This window comes from Xanthobacter sp. 126 (assembly GCF_000526175.1).
Classification (GTDB): domain Bacteria; phylum Pseudomonadota; class Alphaproteobacteria; order Rhizobiales; family Xanthobacteraceae; genus Xanthobacter; species Xanthobacter aminoxidans.
Window position 1 is genome coordinate 1635237 of the sequence record NZ_JAFO01000001.1, and the last position, 15745, is coordinate 1650981.

Sequence of the window (15745 nt, forward strand, 5' to 3'; positions counted from 1 at the left end):
TAGACTGCAGCTAAGCCGCTGCCAGATCGATGGTGATGGCTTCCCACCGGCCGCGCGGGTTCGGGCGCTTGTAGAAGCGCACGTATTCGCGGGAGCCAATCACGCGGATGGCGTCGCCCAAGGCTGTCATTGCCTGCGGCCAGGGTTCGCGCTTGATGTCGAGCCGGCGGAGCTGAAAAAGGGCCGCCCGGTTGATCCGGCCCTCCTTATCTACTTGGAAGGCGTGCGCGACCAGCGCCAGCAATTCGGGCGTGGCGCCGTCCGACCAGGCGGCGATGCACTCGTCGACCAGGTCTTTCGCCACCTGAAGCTCGGGACCGAAGGAGAGCTGTTCCTGCACCGCCACGACCACCTTCAGGCACCCGTCATAGGACGTGATGGTGGTGTTGCCCTTAGCGCCGCCCCGCTTCCCGTCGTACTTCTCGGCCAGCAGCTCGACGAAGGACGCCACGTCGTCGAAGGTGTGCCCGCGGAACCGCGAGATGCGGGCGCTCAGGTCTTCCGCAAAACCGATGATCTTGCGCACCGTCTGGTCTTCGAGCTTGTGCTCTGCCTTCACCAGTTCTTCGGGCACCAGGCGCCCGCCGGCGTCGCGCATGTGCGGCTTGCCCTCGACCATGATGATCCCGGCCGGCGGTGCGGCGATGTATTCAATCTGCGTTTCCAAGGGCTTTCTCCTCGTCTTTGAAGGTGACGTAGCCGAGCGCAGCGAGCGCCTCGGCGAGGTGGGTGCGCTGGGCGGAACAGGCCGCGTCGTCGGCGTCTGACGCCGGCAGATCGGCGGGCACGATGGTGGCCTCGGTCCCGGCCAAGGCGCGGTCCTGGGCGGAGAGGAACCGCGCGGCAATCTCGGCGACCAGGTCGAGCTGGCGGACGCGGACGGCCAACGCCACGACCTCCTGCGTCGAGGCGAGGCCGGCGGCCAGCTCCGGCCGGCGATGGGACAGGATGCGCGAGACAGTGGCGGCCGGGTCCGGCCCGCTGCTCGCGCGGGCGATCTCCTTCGCCGCTGCCAGCATCGGCAGGAGGCCGAGCGCGACGTCCAGGCGCTCCCGCAGTTCCGGATGGGAGGCCCTCAGTTCGTCCATACGACGGGCGCCATACTCCACGCTGCTGCGGTCGCGGCCGCCCATCTCCATGCCGATCTGCGGCAGCGTGAGGCTGGTGAGACGAAGGGCGAGCCAGCACGTCATGTGACGTGCCACCACCACGTCCGCGTCGCGGCGGGCCGATCGGATGGCCGAGACCGAAAGGCCGGTCAGTTCGGTCACCACTTCCATGATGAGGCGGACGCTCGGATCGGGAGAGTTGCCGGCCAGGCTCATGCTGCATCCTCCAGGAGCGTGCGGGCCACGGCTCGCTTGGCGATCTGGATGCGGTTGGCCTTCGCGTGCCGCCGCACTGTCGTGATGGAGAGGCCGGAGCGCTGGGCGATCTCGATCGCGTCCAGGCCCTCGGCTGCGAGCCTGCGGATGTCCTGGACCTGCGCTTCGTTGATGTGAGGCTTGCGGCTCATGCTGCATCTCCATCGTCGGAGGCCCGGCGTATGGGCGCGAGCGGAAAGGTGATGACGTTGGTGCCGGTGATCGCGACCGAGGCGGCCGCGATGGTGGAGCGCAAGGCGTTGAGGGTCGGGCCGCCGACCAGGTCGAGGTCGGCGGCAACGGCGGCGAGCTCGTCGCGCTCCGCTGCGGCCTGCTCCAGGCAGAGCGCCGAGGCGAAGTGCTGCTCCAGCGTCGCCACCAGGAGCCGCAGCTCGCCGGCCGTGAAGCTCCGGCCGACAAGCTCGTGTCCCCGTAGATCGAGAGCGAGGGCGCGTAGGCCGTCGGAGAGCTTCGGCGCCGTCATGTCCGCTCCTTCACCACACGGGAGTTGGGGCACCCGGCGCGGCAGGCGCGGTAGAGCCGCGTGCGCACGCTGCTGGATGCAATGAAGGGCTTCTTTTGCTCGGCGACGCACTGGTCGCGACCGATCTCGCCGAGGACGGGGCACGTGACGTGTTCGCCCATGAGAGCGCCGCGCACGACCTCCTCCAGCTTCGCCATGTCGCCGGGATACTTGCCGGCGAGCGCCTGGGAGAGTTGCGAGCCGGAGACGTCGAGCTTGCGGGCGACGCCGGCCTGTGTCTCGCGGGCGCAAGCGTCGGCGAGGGCTATGATCCAATCCGGCGGGGGGTTCCAGCCGGCGCGGGCGCGGGCATGGAAGTCGGCAGGGGGGCGCGCGGTCATGGCCGCACCTCCGCCGACGTCTCGGCCGCGCCGACGACGGCGCGGCGGTTCTGGTCCCATACGAACTTGGTGCGCATCACCAGCGGCGACAGCGGGCCAGTGTTCATGCTGGGCTTCAGCCGCCACACCGCAGGCGTGCCGGGCTTCGCCTTGTGGAGAACCGCCAGATAGCCCGCCCGGCCGAGGAGGTTCACGTAGGCTTGCGCGGCGACAGGAGAGATCGGCTGCGTATCAGTCGAGGCCGCATGGGCGAGCTCGACATAGGAGAACGACTGCAACGCGCGGATCGCCGTCCACATCTGCTGTTGCCCCGTGGGCGGGCTCACCGAGCCGTCGCGCTCCAGGCGCGGGGTCTCCGCGGGACGGCGCAGCAGCCGATAGCAGTTCGGCCGCACGGCTTCGGCGATGCCGGCCGCGCAGAGGCGGCCGACGTAATCTGCGATAGAGCGGCGGTCGCTGCCGGTCAGCGTGACCACCTCGGCGACCATCCACGGTGAGCCGATGGTGTCGAGCTTGGAGATGGCCGGCCACCAAGCGTCCGGCCCGCGCGGGACGTGCACCGCGAGCGCCTGAGACGAGAGTTCGCCCTTCGTGGCCATCAGCGCGCCCTCGGCTTGGGCGCGCGGCCGCTGAAGAAGGCGTCCTGGCCCCAGGTGGCGAGGTCGAGGCTCTTGAGGCCGCGATTGCGGGCGATCTCGGCTGCCTTCACGAGGTTGACCACCACCCGGCGGGCGCGGCCGTCCGACTCCTTCACGATGGCGGCGAGCAGATCGTCGCCGAGCTTGATGCCCCGGCAAATCGAGGCCGCGAGCTTCTTCGCGTCGTCGAGGTCGGCGGCCTGTGCGCCCGTCCAGTCGAGCACCCGGTTGTGCACCCGCTCGTGAGGCTCGATCTTCGCCGGGAGGCGCTCCTCACCGATCAGGATGATGGGCGCGGTGGACTTGTCGTGAAGGTCGCGGATGAGCTCGATCATGCCGCGGTCAACGGCCCGGTCCGCTTCGTCTATGATGAGCGGGCGGCTCGGTTCGTCGCCCAGGAGCCGGATGGTCTCCTCGGCCATGTCGGCGATCGTGCCGCGGGCGACCTGGCCGGCCTCAGCCAGGATCGCCTTGAGCAACGTCTTGCGCGTCCAGTAGTCGCCGACCTCCACGCGGATCGCCCGCGTCTTGTTCTGCGCGAAGATGCTCGCATAGGTCTTCCCGTATCCCGAAGGGCCGTAGAAGACGCCGAGCCCCGGCGCATTCGGGTCGCGTTCAATCAACTTGGTGGCGAGTGTCATGAAGGCCGCGACATTCATGGTCGCGACCGGCCCTTTGATTGCCGCATCATTCTGCAACATCAATATCCCCCTGAGCGATGACTTCAGATCAGCCGGCCGATGCCGGGTTCTGTTCCTCGGATGGCCCGTAGGTCATCCGGAAGCCCCGGTATTCGGGGCCTGAGGCGTAGCCGACGAGCCATTGGGTATCGTCGGCCGCGAGGACCTCGCCGCGGGCGAGGCGGGCCTCCAGGTCGCAGGCGCGAAGCCAGCGGCCCTTGGCCGTGTCGAGGGAATGGAGCGGGCGCACGACGGTCGCGGCCGCCGGCTCGGCGGCGAGGCGGGCGAGCGTGGCCTCGATCTCCGGAGAGACGGTGCGCCGCGGCGGGGCCGGCGGGGCGGCCGCCAGCGCAGCGGCGTCGAGCGCGGGCGTCGTGTGGATTTCGCTCCGCTTGGGGAAGTCGACCAGCGTCCCGGCCTGCCGGGCGTTGTGGCGCAGTGTGAGGTCGATCAGCCGCACCGGCCCCTTCGTCAGGCGCTTTGCCTCCTTGCGGGCATCGGCGGTGCGCTCGGCGATGATGCGCGATTGTTCGGCCCGTGCGGCCGCCACCGCGGCCTTTGGATCGATGCCGGCGAGCTCGGGGCACGTGGCCTCGCCGAGGAACTCTTCGCCGGAGGCGCCGAACAGGAAGGCGCGGCCCATGTCGGCGGGGTCCATCCGGACGAACACCTGCGTTCCGGGCATGAGGTGCGGCGCGAGGTAGAAGGCATGGTCGATGCGGATGCCGCGCTTGGTGATGACGCGCAGCCCATCCTTGCCCGCCGCGGGCGCGAGCAGCATGTCGAGGGCGCGCTCGTCGACGGTGCGGATGGTTTCCCGCGACGCAGCCGCGACCTGGAAGGGAGTCGAGCCGGCAAGGCCCTCATGGGGCCGGTGGTCGTACTTCTTCGCCACCCACTCGTCCGCATAGCGCTGCACGTCGGCGGCCGTCAGCTCGACACACAGGGCCTCGCGCACATCCTCGCCGAGGCGCTGGGCGAAGCTCTTGCGCGCTTCAATCACCTTGCGATCGGCCACGCTGTGCCCGACGAAGCCATCCAGGAGGCGCACGCATCCGTGCTGGAAGGTGCGGATGGCGCGTTCGACGTGCCCCTTCTGCTCGGGGCTGAACGGGTCGGAGAGCCAACGGCCGATTCCGACTGCCGCGAAAACTCGCTGCGTCGCCTTAGCGACGAAGTCGGACCCATTGTCTGTTTTCACTGTTTCGGGAACGCCCCAGGCCATGATGGCGCGGCGCATGAGCAGGCAGACGGCCTCGGCGCGCGGGGTGCGCGTGACGTAGACGATGAGCCGGCGGGTGAAGATGTCGATTGCGACATAGACGTTGTGCCGCCCGTCGACGCACAGCATGTCCACCGGCGAGGCGTCGATCATCCAGAGCTGGTTCGGCGCGCGAACGTGCGCCATGGAATTGGAGCCGGAGAACCGATACTTCGACTTGAAGCCGTCCGGGTCCGTCATGGCGGTGAGCTCGACCTTGTGGGCGATTTTCCAGCCCTTCAAAGCCGCTTGAAACGTCCGGATCGGTGGAAGCGGCACGAGGGCGCCCGACGGGGCGACCAACTCGTCGCCGAACTGCCCGCCGACGAGGTCGCGGATGTGATCGGCGGTGAAAAGCGGGTTCCGGGTGAGACAGGCGAGGACGAAAATCTTCACATCGCCACGGTTTGCCGTATCGAGAATGCCCTTCCCACGGCGCGCGGCGCCCTTGTCCACGGCAAGGCGATGGGTGGCGCCCTGGCGCTGCGCTGCGCGCCACCGGGCGAGCGTGCGGGGCGTCACGCTCTTGACCGCGGCCCGCACCCTCGCCGCGACCTCGATTGATCCGCAGTCGTATGCGGTGCAGAAGGCCCCATCGGCCGCCTTTCGGCCGAGATGGGCGGCTTCTGCGAACCGATCGGCGGCCGCAAGGATCGCCAGCCGGCTGTCGCGTTGCTCTAGGGCCGTTGGCGCGGCTGCTTCCGCCTCGGGCTCGGCCGCGGCGATGCGAGCGACGGCGACGGGAACGTCGAGCGCGGTCATTTCTCGCGCCACATAGGCGGCCCGAGCAGGGGACGGGAGAGCCGATAGGGGGAACTCCCGGCCGCCACCAGAGCCGGCCCTGTCGCGAGCAGGCCAACATTCTCGATCCGCCATTTTGCGGATGCCCCGTTCTGTCTCGGGGAGAGTTGGAAGCTTCAACTCTGCGACTTCGCGGGCGGTGAACCACTCCCTCATGACCGCCCTCCCTTGTATCGGGCGGTGAGCGCGGCCTTACGGCGGGCGATCTCGGCTTCCTTCTCCTCGATGAGGTGGAGCTCGATCAGGTCGGCGTATTTCTCAGGCACCACCACGTATCCATGTTGGGCCGGCAGGAAGCCGAGGAGGTCATGATCGCCAGTTGCCTCGATCAAGGCGGCGAAGGCGTCGAGCGGGATGCGGTTGCTGGAGCGGGCCGGGCTCGACCAAGTGTCGAGCGTCGCCTTGGACACGGAGCGACCGAGAAAGGCGCTCATGTCCTCCGCGATCTGCTCACGGGACTTCTTCGCCTCGGCGGCGCGCTTGAGGGCTGCGGAGACAAGGCGCGCGATGGCAAGGTCAAGCGGGCCACGCGTCTCCTGCGCGTCGTAGCCGACCGCGACGCGCGGCGGCTCCCACGAAAGCAGGTCCAGCGTGTTCGAATCCCGCCGCCCGCGCGCCATGGTCAGCAGGCCTCCTCGGTTGTGAGCTGCTGGCGATCAATGGCAGGCACGTGGATGGCGGCGGGGAGCGCGGTCCACGCCCCCCGATCTTCGCGCCCACCGCCATGAAGGTTGAGGATGTCGGCCACCTCTCCGGCAGTCTGTCGCGATCCCGTCCACGCCTCCTCGCGGACAGCGCTGGCGATCGGGTTGCGAAGCCAGAACGCATCGACAAGGCGGATATCCACCAGATACTCGACGCCTCCGATCGCCCGCGGCGACAGGCGGCAGACGGTCCACTCTGTTCGCGCGCGGGCCATCAAAGGCAGCCCCGCCAGGGGAGGCCGGCAAGAAGCCCCACCAGAAAGCCCACGACGCCCCCGCTCAGGGCGGTGAGCAGGTGCGCGACAAGGCGCATTCCGCGGGCATCAGCCTCGCGCGGATCGTTGGAACCCGGCCTCATGGGCGCACCGCCAGGACAAGGATGGAGACGAGGGACGCGGCGAAGGGCGCCGCCGCCACCACGAGCAGCACGCGCAGGGAGGCGGCTCGGATTTCGGCGAGCCGGCGGTCCGCGCGGTGGATGGGATGCAGGTTGTCGTCAGCAGGATGACGAGGGGCTGATCGAAGTGCGCTCATGCGGCCACCGCTTGGTCAGCGACCCGGCGCACGTTTTGGCTGGTGCCTCCCCCGCCGCCCGCGCTAGATTTGGTGCTGGACGTCGTGACCGGGTAGCGCTGGGGCCACAGCACTGCGAGATCGACGCCGAGGAAGTCCGCGAGGGCCTGCTCCCCCTGAATGTTGCGGCGGCACAACGCCACGCGGCACGCGGAGGGCTCAAGGCCCGCCACCATGGCGATGCCGGTGAGGGTTGATCCTCTCCGGGCCACCTCGGCTTTGATTTCGTGCTTATCCCACTGCCTTCGGCGCATGCCGTCCTCCGGAAGCCGGCCCCTGCCAGGGCCGGTTTTTTCGGGTCACAACCGCGATCGCGTTCGTGAGGAAAGGTGGCTCGTTTGTGCCAGTTTCACAAGCCCAAAATTGCCGTTCCGGCCTGTGAGATGGGCCGGGCTGGCTCGTTTTTGCCTATCTCATTGATCTGGCATGCGATTTCGGAGGGCGGAACTCGCGCACGGTTCTACCGTGAGCGTTCCGGGCTCAAATGATTAGGTCGGAACAGTTCGCGGGGATCGCCGCACGACTGCGAATCGTAGCGAAGCGGGTGGGCGGATTGGACGCCCTTGCCACGGAGACCGATACGCCGCGCCGCACCTTGGGTAACTACCTTTCAGGCAGAAACGAGCCAAAACTCTCGTTTCTTATGGCAGTTTGTGACCGCTATGGCGTGGAGCTGAACTGGCTGGTGAACGGCGAGGAGCTTGCTGTCGTAACGCCTGCCGCGCCGCTGCAACTGGATCAGGAACTCATGGGGAGGGTAACAGACGCAATTGTTCGCCTGTACAAGGAGGAGCGGGTTGCTCTCGCGCCTGTCGACCTTGGTCGTCTCGCAGCCCGGAAGTACGCGGAGATAGTGGCAGCAACGGATCAAGCCGATGAACGGCTTGCTATGGTCAAACTGGTAACTGCTCAACTACGGATGGAACTCCGAGCCGCGGCGGCAGAACCCGGAACCGGCAAAGCCTCGGCTTAATGATCGTGATTCTCGTCATCCTGCTACCACTGCGTGTATCGTTTTATGGCTCTGTTTAAGCTGCCGTAAAGGAGGGGGCCGTGCCTGGACTGTCCGCGTTGGATTCGATGGTTAATTTCTTCGTTGTTTTGACGGTGTGGGCAGTGCTTGGATCGGTCACGATGGGCATCGCGGCTCAAAAAGGCAGGTCGCGCTTCTGGTTCTTTCTCTATGGGGTCCTGCTATTCCCCATCGCCCTTGTTCATTGCGTCGCCATGAGGTCGAGACGCGTCGATCCGGTGCACGAGGCACTCGCGCGGCAAAGCGAAATTCTTCAGTCCATTTCGGCGGCGATCAGGCAGCAGCAGGTCGTTGAGGGCGTGGCTGCCAAGGCGCCTTCGCCTGCACCGATGCCGCTTGGTCCGATCGAGGTTGCGCCCACAAGGATCGCCCGGCTGTCGCCAGAAACGTTCCTCGCGCAAGCAGCCGACCTTGGGCTGAGAACGGGATCTAAGGGCGCTGACCCGTACCGGGTGCTTAGCGACGGCGAAGTCGAGGTGCTGCGCCCCGACCTGTCCATCGAGGTCTACGGCTCCCTCCGAGACCTCGACGAAGGCCGCGTTCTTCGTACCGTGGAGCCCCTGCGGTCTCGCCGCCGCTGACTTCCCCGGTGACATGTGATCCTGCGCGCCGCCGCCGGACGGGAGACCGATGACATTCGATCATGCGCCAACCTTCTTGGGCTTGGACGCCCCGCCACCGCCCACAAACCACCGCCAATGCTCGGGTGCCGCCGTCATTTCCCGCTTGATCCCGGCTATTCCCGGTTAAGTGCCCGATGACACCCGGTCCTGCGCGTCACACCAGCGCTCCGAAATCAGCCATTGCCATGATGGCAACGCCCCCAACGTCCCGAGCCGGGAAGCTTAGGATTGGCCGCCGTTCCGCGCCTTCAGCGTCTGTCAGTGAGCAGGCCCGGCCGCTTTGAGCGGTCGGACCCTACGGCGATGCAAGAGCATCGACCTGCGCTGACGAAGGACCCAGCCGGCCCTTAAGGCCAGATCAGCCGTCGGCGGCACCCTTGCGTCCGCCCAGGCGGGGATTCTGCCGATCAAGCTCCGTTGTTATGAGGCCGATAATCTGATCGGCCATTTCCTCGATGACGCGAGACAGGGTAGACGCGGAATCCACCACGGCGCCCGGCTCGCCTTGGCCAAGGACGATGTTGAGCGCGATACTGAGGTCGCGGAGGTCGCTCATGCGATCAGCCGCCGTCACGAGAGGGCTAGCCATGGCGCACCTCCCTCGTCACGAAGGCGCGGATGGTCGTCAGGAGCAGGGCAATCTCATCATCGTGCTCGGTGAGATCCTGGTATAGGTCGGCCTGCCTCAGATAATCGAGAACGGCCGTCATCCCAACGTTGGTGGCAGGCACGGTCTTGAGTAAGGCGACGCGGGCGCATGCTTCGTCGGCACGCAGATCGTCGACACGGGGTTCGATTTCCTCGGCTTCCCTGCTCCCGCCGCCAAATGCCATCTCGACCCTCCATAGATCATCGAGGGCTAGGGTGAGGCGCGCCCATGCCCGCCGGTGCGCATCGATAAGGGCGAGAACGGGGTCTGCGCCGAGGCGTGCCGCGGCAGGTGAGATGGCGAGTGCGGCGACCGTGCCGAGGGCGCCGGTGGCCTTCAGGAGGGCGCGGCGGGAGGGGGAGGTGTCATGCATGGCGAAGCCCTCCGGCACGGGCGTCGCGCACGGCGGGGACAAAGACGCCGACGATGCGGCCGACAAGGCACTCTGCGGCATGTTCAGTCGTGTACGGACCATCCGATGTGCCCACCATGCCGGCGCGCCGAAGTCGTTCGCGTTCGGCGGCATCATCCGGCGGCATCCAGAAACACGCGGTCCAGCACGTCGCAGGCACGGAACCTGGCTCCGGCCGCGTGGTCCACCCCCTTCCGCGCTGAAGAAACATCGAGCGCGCCCGCATCTGGACGATGCGCCAGGCGAGGCCGACGCGGGTCCGCGGCGAGGTGAAGGAGATGACGTAAAGCTCGCGGTCCCACGGCTCATGGTCCGACAGGTCGACCACCGCGAACTCACCCTTCTGCAGGTGCGGTGCAAAGGTATCGTCCGGTACCTCGAACGTCATGTGGCCGGGCGGCACCTCGTTGAGCACGAGGAAGGCGCGTAGCTCGGGCTGGTGCTGGAAGGGGACGGGGAGGGCAGGCAAAGGGACGACGTGCGTGCCCGTGGGCGCAGGGCCCGAGACTTCCTTGCGGTTATTCATGATCGTTGGTCCAGGTTTCCGCCTCTCACAGCGGTCGCCGGCAGCGGGCCAGCATCCGGGGGGTGAGAACCTGCCTGGACGACAGGTCGGGCGCTTTTACGCCTAAGCGCTGGACAGCACGCCCGCCCCCGGACAATATGGTCCGGTTCGGAGCCGCGCCGCCAAGCGCGTCCGTCGCTCTGCCGTTACCGGCAGTCGCAGTTCGACCGTCGCCATCCCCGCCAAGGGACGTGCGAAATCCTCGCCAAAGGATATGCGGTCTAGTCCAAGTCCGGGTTCTCACACCCACCGGGCAGGTTGCACATATTCGCCATGTTCCGCAAGCGGACCTCGCAAGGGGTCGCGCTCGCATGCCTAATTTTTTGTAGCTACGTTGACAGGCCAATTTCCGTAGCTACAAATAATCTCCCATGAAGATCCTTTGGGACGAGCCGAAGCGCCTCGCAAACCTCGCCAAGCATGGGCTGGATTTCGCCGATCTGGACGAGGCCTTTTTTGCCGGCGCTGTGGTTCGTCCCGCCAAACTCGGTCGCTTCAAGGCCATCGGCCGGCGGGCCGACGGCAGCCTCGCCGTGATCTTCGCCACGCGCGGCGCCGAGGCCATTTCGGTCATCAGCATGCGGCCGGCTTCAACCGCGGAACGGAGGTTCCTACCATGACGAAAAAGCCCATGAAGGAATTCGAGCCGGGGCACGGCTTCAGCAAGGCGGACTGGGACGCGGTGTCCGACAACCCGGAATGGACCGAGGAGGAAATCCGCACGGCGAAGCCCTTCGCCGAGGCGTTCCCCGACCTCGCCGCCACGATCAAGCGCGGCCGGCCGAAGGCCAGGAACCCGAAGGAGCTGCTTTCGCTCCGGATCGACGCCGACGTGGTGGAAGCCTTCCGCAACACCGGGCCAGGATGGCAAGGACGGATGAATGCCGCCCTGCGCAAGGCGGCGGGGCTGAAGTCGGCGTCGTAGGGCGCCAGGTCTATCAAGGCGGCGGCGCTATCTTCTGCCCGGTTCGTCAGATATGGTGTGTCGACGCTATCGTCGACACACCATATCTTGTGGCCATGACTCAATACGAACTACCATTTGAAGGGCCGTTCGCGGTCGATGATTTACCCGACTTGTGGACGCCGCGCGAGATATGGGTGCGGCTCACGGCGCAGATGATGCCACATTTCGCCGAAAGCCGGCGCATTGACTATAAGGGCGGGGCAAGGATCGATTTCGCCGATATGGCGAAGTATCTAAGTGCCTTCTCTAACACGCCCGACGGTGGCGTGCTCGTCTTCGGAGCTGGCTCGGACGGGGTACCATCGGGTTGCTCGACCCTTTCCACAGATCAACAGAATCGTATTGAAACCTGCCACACCTCATTCTGCCCTGAGGCTCGCCCGGAGTTCCGCCGAATAGAGTCAACAGTCAACGGAAAGAAAGATTTTTGTATTGCTGTATATATACCGTACATTGGCAGGTTAGTAGAAACAAATAAGCAGGAAGCTTGGATCCGATACGGTGATAAGATTCATAAGATGAGTGATGAGGAGAAGCAAGACTTTCGATCCACAAGGCAAGAGCTTACTTTTGAATTGAGTGTTGCTCCATACGTGTATCCAGATGAGTTTGATCTGGCTCTAATTCAAGACTTTTGCGATGGATTCCGCTCTCGTGAGCGCCGAGAAGAGTGGGCAAATGACGAGATACTCAAGGACAGGTATCTCCTCGTAGATGTAGAAGGTAAACTTCGTCCTACGAATGCTCTTGTTCTCCTTGCTGCGAAGCAGCCAAGGAAGAGCATTCCGGGATGTAGAGTTCGAGTGCAGAGATTTGCTGGAGAGTCTGAAGGGTCCGGTGTGGACTATGCGCCTTTGCGTGATAGATTTTTTGAGGGCAACGTTGTCACAATAGTAAAGGCTGCGGCGCAGGAGCTAGATGAAATTGTCTACGATGTTACGTGGTTGAATAAGGATGGAAAATTTGAAACAACCCCGGAATATCCTAGGTGGGCTTGGTTTGAGGCTCTGGTAAATGCCTGCGTTCATCGTTCGTATAGTTTTTCGGGAACGGAAATAACGGTAAAATTATTCGCTAATCGCATGGAAATTGAAAGTCCTGGCGGGTTTGTGCCGCCAGTAAATGAGCGCAATCTTTATCATACTCGAGCTGCTCGGAATCATCACTTTATGGATGCAATGCGCTACCTCGGTTATGTTCAAATGGCACGTGAAGGAACCCGAAGAATTAAGCAAAGCATGGAAAATTATAGCTTGCCGGAGCCCCAATTTCGGCAAGAGGCAATGCACGGTGTCGTCGTTAGAGTAACTCTCTTCAATGATCATATTACACGTAAGCGCGCCTCTGACCGGGATGTAGCTCTCTATTTCGGGGTGGAGGTCTGGAAAACGCTTCAGGAACATGAAATTTCGCTGGCAGCTCACGTCTACCGTAATCGCATCATCCATGTTTCCGATGCATCTCGAATAACGGGCAGGACTTGGGCTACATCGAAAAAAGATCTAGAGCGGTTGGCCCGTAAAGGTGTGCTCGAATTTGTTTCGGGCAGCTATACGCGGGACTCAAAGGCCCACTACATTCTAAAGGAGAGGTCACAGAGCTGACGAGTGATGTGCGCGTCCGCTATCGGCAGCGGCGGCGTTGTCGGCTAGGACTTTGCAATACACGAATTGGCACCCTCTTCAGCCTTCACAGTAGGAGCGCCTGCGCGTTCAGCACCTTCGCGAGCTTGGCGAGGCCCTTGGGGGTGATGCGCACCTGTTCTGTCACCTTGTGGCGGCCATTGGTGCGCACCAGCGTCGTGAGCTTCATCTCCAGATCGCCGTTGGCAAGGTGCTCGTGGTAGCCCACATCATGCTCGGCGCCCGGCCGGCGGTAGATCCAGCCACGGGACCGCAGGTAGGCGAAAAGCTCCTTGGGCATGATCTGGAGCATCTTGGCTGCATCGGTGATGCAGAAGCTCCCCGCCGCGTCGGCGATGCGGTCCAGTGCTCCAGCCTTCTCCTCAAGGGCGCGGCTGCTCTCCTCAAGCGCCAGCACCTTCTCGGCATAGCTGAGGAGAATGCCGCGCAGAGACGAGGGGTCGTTCAGCACTTTGAGCAGATCAACGGGGAGGGAGGCCTGGGCTTCCAGCGCCATCCACCGATCCACGATCCGCGCGCGCAGCTCGACGCTGTAGCCGGACACGAGCACCAAGCTTTCGCGCTTCGGCAGGCGGAAGATGGGATAGGCCTGCCCATTCTGCGCATTGTGGTGGGTGTCCTCAAATTTGAGGAGACCCCCCTCGCCATGCAGATCCGCGAGCATGGCTCGGATATCGCGCATCACATTGTCATGGCGCTTGTCCACCAGCTCGGCGATCTCCAGGCTCGTCATGGTCAGAGGCCCGGCGCCGGCGGCCGAGGCGGACACGTTCGCAAGCTCGCCCATCGTCATGCTCCCGTTCACACAAGGCGGGCACCAGCCGCCCTCTCATAATCCGTCGCCGTCCGCAGCCTCAGACGCCGGGGACGCGGCGCGAGCGGGCGTCGCGCACCACGTTCAGCACGTCGGCGCGCTGGCTCTATCGCCAAGGTGACTTGGCTGCTCGGCATCGCGCGCCCCGATCTAGGGACACGTCCGATCTCGGACATCACCGCTGCCGAAGTGCTCAAAGTCCTGAGATCGGTCGACGAACGAGGAAATCACGAGACGGCAAAGCGCCTGCGCGCGACGATCGGTGGCGTCTTCCGATACGCCATTGCCACTACCCGTGCCGAGAACGACCCGACCTATGTGCTCAAGGGTGCACTTACTGCGTCGACCGTGACGCATCGCGCAGCCATCACGGATCCGAAGGGTCTTGGCGCGTTGCTCCGCGCGATTGAAAGCTTCGATGGGCACCCAGTGCGAATGCTCATCACCGTCGCATGCGGACGCCACACTTCTCCAGTGGCTGGCCATTCCCCACCGCATGAGCTGACCCGAAGGTGTGCTGTCCAAAAAGATGACCCCCAAGCCGAAATGCTGTGGTCCGGCATAGGCTTCCCGAGGCAGGGCCGGTTCAGCAGCGAGGTAGCGATCCCGGACCGCCTCTGCTTCCGCCGCGAGGCGCGTGTACTCAGGCTTGATGGCCCGCCACCTCGCCCACAGCGCGGGGACTGGGCTGTTGATCAACGCGGCCGCCTCCGCCTCCTTCGGCAGGATAACGACGGGCACCTCGAGCGCGGCGATGGTGCCGAGGGCGCCGGTGGCCTTGAGCACGGCGCGACGGTTCTTCAGGTCATCAGCCATGGGACGCCTCCCGGAATGGGTGGGAGGACGCCCAATAGAAAAGGCCGGCGCACGCGGCACCGGCCTGCCTGGGAAGAGACGGAACGCAGCTCAGTTATCGTAAGGGCGGTGCAGCTCGACCTCGGGATTGAGGCGCACACCGAAGCCGGGCTTGTCGAGGGCGGAGGCCTTCATGCGGCCGTTCACCGGTACCGGCTCATCGAGCAGCAGCGGGCTGAAGGCGGGGCGCACCTCGTCCGCATTGGGCGCGCTCATGATGATCTCGGTGAACGGGCTGTTATGGCGCGTGATGACGAAGTGGTAGCTGTAGACGCCCGAGCCGTGCGGCACCATGAGCTTGCCGTGGGCGTCCGCCATCGCCGAGATCTTGATCAGCTCGGTGACGCCGCCGCACCAGTTCACGTCGGGCTGGATGATGTCGCAGCAATCCATTTCCAGCAGCATGCGGAAGCCCCAGCGGGTGGCCTCATGCTCACCGGTGGTCACCAGCATGCCCTTGGGCACGTTGCGCTTGAGGTCCGCATAGCCCCAATAGTCATCGGGGGAGAGGCATTCCTCGATCCACTTCAGGCCGAATTCCTGCGCCTTCTGGGCGAGGCGGATGGAATAGTTGAGATCGAGGCTCATCCAGCAGTCGTACATGAGCCAGAAGTCGTCGCCGACCTTGGATCGCATATCGGCCAGCTTCTCGATGTTCTTCTTCAGGCCCTCGTCGCCCTCGGCCGGTCCGTGCAGCAGGGGCAGCTTGCCGCCGATGAAACCCATTTCCTTGGCGAGGTCCGGCCGCGCGCCGGTGGCGTAGAACTGGAGCTCATCGCGTACCGGGCCGCCGAGCAGGGCATGCACCGGCTCGCCGCGCAGCTTGCCGAGCAGGTCCCACAGGGCGATGTCCACGCCGGAGATGGTGTTCACCACCACGCCCTTGCGGCCGTAGAACTGGGTCGAGAAATACATCTGGTCCCAGATCTTCTCGATCTCGGTCACCTGCCGGCCGATGAGGAAGCGCGAGAGGTGCTTCTCCACGATGAAGGCGCCGATCTCGCCCGCCGTGGTCACGCCGAGGCCGATGGTGCCGTCGGAAGCCTCCACTTCCACCACCAGCGTGCCGAGCACGTTGATGCCGAAGGAGCGGCGGCTCTGCCGGTATTCCTCATAGCGCGCCATGGGGGTGGCGATGTGGTCGTCGATCCAGTGATAGCCCTGGGTATCGTGATAGTCGGCGCCGCCGCCGCGCACGGTGTAGGCGCGGACCGCCTTGATGGTCGGCATGGCCATAGTCTTGTCTCCTCTTCGCCCCCCGCTCTTGGCGCGAGGCGTCACATGGTCGAAATCAGGCGT

At 64.8% G+C, this 15745-nt stretch carries 24 protein-coding genes; 5 read left to right on the plus strand and 19 right to left on the minus strand.

Translation table 11 applies throughout. The features are described from left to right. Positions 1–10: 10 nt before the first annotated feature. From XAN126_RS0107725 to XAN126_RS0107785, 13 genes are all read right to left on the minus strand, one after another. Positions 11–667, minus strand: coding sequence for a DUF3164 family protein (locus tag XAN126_RS0107725; protein WP_024278019.1), 657 nt, complete (start codon positions 665–667; stop codon positions 11–13). After that, entirely contained in the window at positions 651–1325 is a 675-nt protein-coding gene (locus XAN126_RS0107730) for a helix-turn-helix domain-containing protein (RefSeq protein ID WP_024278020.1), read from the minus strand. The genes XAN126_RS0107725 and XAN126_RS0107730 overlap by 17 nt, the downstream gene beginning before the upstream one ends. Further along, positions 1322–1516, minus strand: coding sequence for a hypothetical protein (locus XAN126_RS28635; protein ID WP_024278021.1), 195 nt, complete (start codon positions 1514–1516; stop codon positions 1322–1324). Before XAN126_RS28635 ends, XAN126_RS0107730 begins: the two co-directional genes overlap by 4 nt. Beyond that, on the minus strand, positions 1513–1848 hold the full coding sequence (locus XAN126_RS0107740; RefSeq protein ID WP_024278022.1) for a hypothetical protein: 336 nt from the start codon (positions 1846–1848) through the stop codon (positions 1513–1515). Before XAN126_RS0107740 ends, XAN126_RS28635 begins: the two co-directional genes overlap by 4 nt. Further along, on the minus strand, positions 1845–2228 hold the full coding sequence (locus tag XAN126_RS0107745; protein WP_024278023.1) for a hypothetical protein: 384 nt from the start codon (positions 2226–2228) through the stop codon (positions 1845–1847). The genes XAN126_RS0107740 and XAN126_RS0107745 overlap by 4 nt, the downstream gene beginning before the upstream one ends. Next, positions 2225–2827, minus strand: a complete 603-nt coding sequence (locus XAN126_RS0107750) for a hypothetical protein (RefSeq protein WP_024278024.1) — start codon at positions 2825–2827, stop codon at positions 2225–2227. The genes XAN126_RS0107745 and XAN126_RS0107750 overlap by 4 nt, the downstream gene beginning before the upstream one ends. Further along, on the minus strand, positions 2827–3567 hold the full coding sequence (locus XAN126_RS0107755; RefSeq protein WP_024278025.1) for an ATP-binding protein: 741 nt from the start codon (positions 3565–3567) through the stop codon (positions 2827–2829). The genes XAN126_RS0107750 and XAN126_RS0107755 overlap by 1 nt, the downstream gene beginning before the upstream one ends. 28 nt (positions 3568–3595) lie before the next feature. Then, the gene (locus tag XAN126_RS0107760) at positions 3596–5569 is read right to left on the minus strand and encodes a transposase family protein (protein WP_245272230.1); all 1974 of its coding nucleotides are present in this window, start codon (positions 5567–5569) and stop codon (positions 3596–3598) included. A 191-nt stretch (positions 5570–5760) separates the two neighbouring features. After that, positions 5761–6228, minus strand: coding sequence for a hypothetical protein (locus XAN126_RS0107765; RefSeq protein ID WP_024278027.1), 468 nt, complete (start codon positions 6226–6228; stop codon positions 5761–5763). A gap of 2 nt (positions 6229–6230) precedes the next feature. Continuing rightward, the gene (locus tag XAN126_RS0107770) at positions 6231–6527 is read right to left on the minus strand and encodes a hypothetical protein (RefSeq protein WP_024278028.1); all 297 of its coding nucleotides are present in this window, start codon (positions 6525–6527) and stop codon (positions 6231–6233) included. Beyond that, positions 6527–6670, minus strand: coding sequence for a hypothetical protein (locus XAN126_RS28640; RefSeq protein WP_197024014.1), 144 nt, complete (start codon positions 6668–6670; stop codon positions 6527–6529). Before XAN126_RS28640 ends, XAN126_RS0107770 begins: the two co-directional genes overlap by 1 nt. Then, positions 6667–6846 (minus strand): hypothetical protein, encoded by a 180-nt coding sequence (locus XAN126_RS0107780; protein WP_024278029.1) that lies wholly within the window; start codon positions 6844–6846, stop codon positions 6667–6669. Before XAN126_RS0107780 ends, XAN126_RS28640 begins: the two co-directional genes overlap by 4 nt. Continuing rightward, the gene (locus tag XAN126_RS0107785) at positions 6843–7139 is read right to left on the minus strand and encodes a helix-turn-helix domain-containing protein (RefSeq protein ID WP_024278030.1); all 297 of its coding nucleotides are present in this window, start codon (positions 7137–7139) and stop codon (positions 6843–6845) included. The genes XAN126_RS0107780 and XAN126_RS0107785 overlap by 4 nt, the downstream gene beginning before the upstream one ends. 299 nt (positions 7140–7438) lie before the next feature. Here XAN126_RS0107785 and XAN126_RS0107790 point away from each other — a divergent pair, with 299 nt between their 5' ends. Continuing rightward, a complete protein-coding gene (locus XAN126_RS0107790; protein WP_197024015.1) occupies positions 7439–7858 on the plus strand; it encodes a helix-turn-helix transcriptional regulator in 420 nt (139 codons plus the stop codon). 80 nt (positions 7859–7938) lie between these two features. Then, positions 7939–8499, plus strand: coding sequence for a hypothetical protein (locus tag XAN126_RS0107795; RefSeq protein WP_155982253.1), 561 nt, complete (start codon positions 7939–7941; stop codon positions 8497–8499). 400 nt (positions 8500–8899) lie between these two features. On the opposite strand, the gene XAN126_RS0107800 is transcribed toward XAN126_RS0107795, so the two are convergent. The 3 genes from XAN126_RS0107800 to XAN126_RS0107810 are packed head-to-tail and all read right to left on the minus strand — an operon-like array spanning position 8900 to position 10128. Beyond that, positions 8900–9130 carry a hypothetical protein gene (locus tag XAN126_RS0107800; protein WP_024278033.1) on the minus strand — a complete coding sequence of 77 codons (231 nt, stop codon included), beginning with the start codon at positions 9128–9130 and terminating at the stop codon, positions 8900–8902. Further along, positions 9123–9563 carry a hypothetical protein gene (locus XAN126_RS0107805; RefSeq protein WP_024278034.1) on the minus strand — a complete coding sequence of 147 codons (441 nt, stop codon included), beginning with the start codon at positions 9561–9563 and terminating at the stop codon, positions 9123–9125. Before XAN126_RS0107805 ends, XAN126_RS0107800 begins: the two co-directional genes overlap by 8 nt. Beyond that, entirely contained in the window at positions 9556–10128 is a 573-nt protein-coding gene (locus tag XAN126_RS0107810) for a hypothetical protein (RefSeq protein ID WP_024278035.1), read from the minus strand. Before XAN126_RS0107810 ends, XAN126_RS0107805 begins: the two co-directional genes overlap by 8 nt. Before the next feature lie 410 nt (positions 10129–10538). Here XAN126_RS0107810 and XAN126_RS0107820 point away from each other — a divergent pair, with 410 nt between their 5' ends. From XAN126_RS0107820 to XAN126_RS27630, 3 genes are read left to right on the plus strand one after another with little or no spacing between them, the layout of a single operon-like run. Then, positions 10539–10787, plus strand: coding sequence for a BrnT family toxin (locus tag XAN126_RS0107820; RefSeq protein WP_024278037.1), 249 nt, complete (start codon positions 10539–10541; stop codon positions 10785–10787). After that, complete coding sequence (locus XAN126_RS0107825) at positions 10784–11092, plus strand: BrnA antitoxin family protein (RefSeq protein ID WP_024278038.1); 309 nt, start codon at positions 10784–10786, stop codon at positions 11090–11092. Before XAN126_RS0107820 ends, XAN126_RS0107825 begins: the two co-directional genes overlap by 4 nt. Continuing rightward, positions 11032–12738, plus strand: a complete 1707-nt coding sequence (locus XAN126_RS27630; protein WP_081762557.1) for an ATP-binding protein — start codon at positions 11032–11034, stop codon at positions 12736–12738. Before XAN126_RS0107825 ends, XAN126_RS27630 begins: the two co-directional genes overlap by 61 nt. Before the next feature lie 85 nt (positions 12739–12823). Here the strand turns inward: XAN126_RS27630 and XAN126_RS0107835 are convergent, their stop codons facing one another. The 3 genes from XAN126_RS0107835 to rhmD form a co-directional block, all read right to left on the minus strand. Next, the gene (locus XAN126_RS0107835; protein ID WP_024278040.1) at positions 12824–13564 is read right to left on the minus strand and encodes a phage regulatory protein/antirepressor Ant; all 741 of its coding nucleotides are present in this window, start codon (positions 13562–13564) and stop codon (positions 12824–12826) included. A 177-nt stretch (positions 13565–13741) separates the two neighbouring features. Continuing rightward, positions 13742–14407 (minus strand): hypothetical protein, encoded by a 666-nt coding sequence (locus tag XAN126_RS29345; RefSeq protein WP_024278041.1) that lies wholly within the window; start codon positions 14405–14407, stop codon positions 13742–13744. A gap of 90 nt (positions 14408–14497) precedes the next feature. After that, positions 14498–15682: an L-rhamnonate dehydratase gene (rhmD, locus tag XAN126_RS0107845; protein WP_024278042.1), complete on the minus strand. Its 1185-nt coding sequence runs from the start codon at positions 15680–15682 to the stop codon at positions 14498–14500. Positions 15683–15745 lie beyond the last annotated feature (63 nt).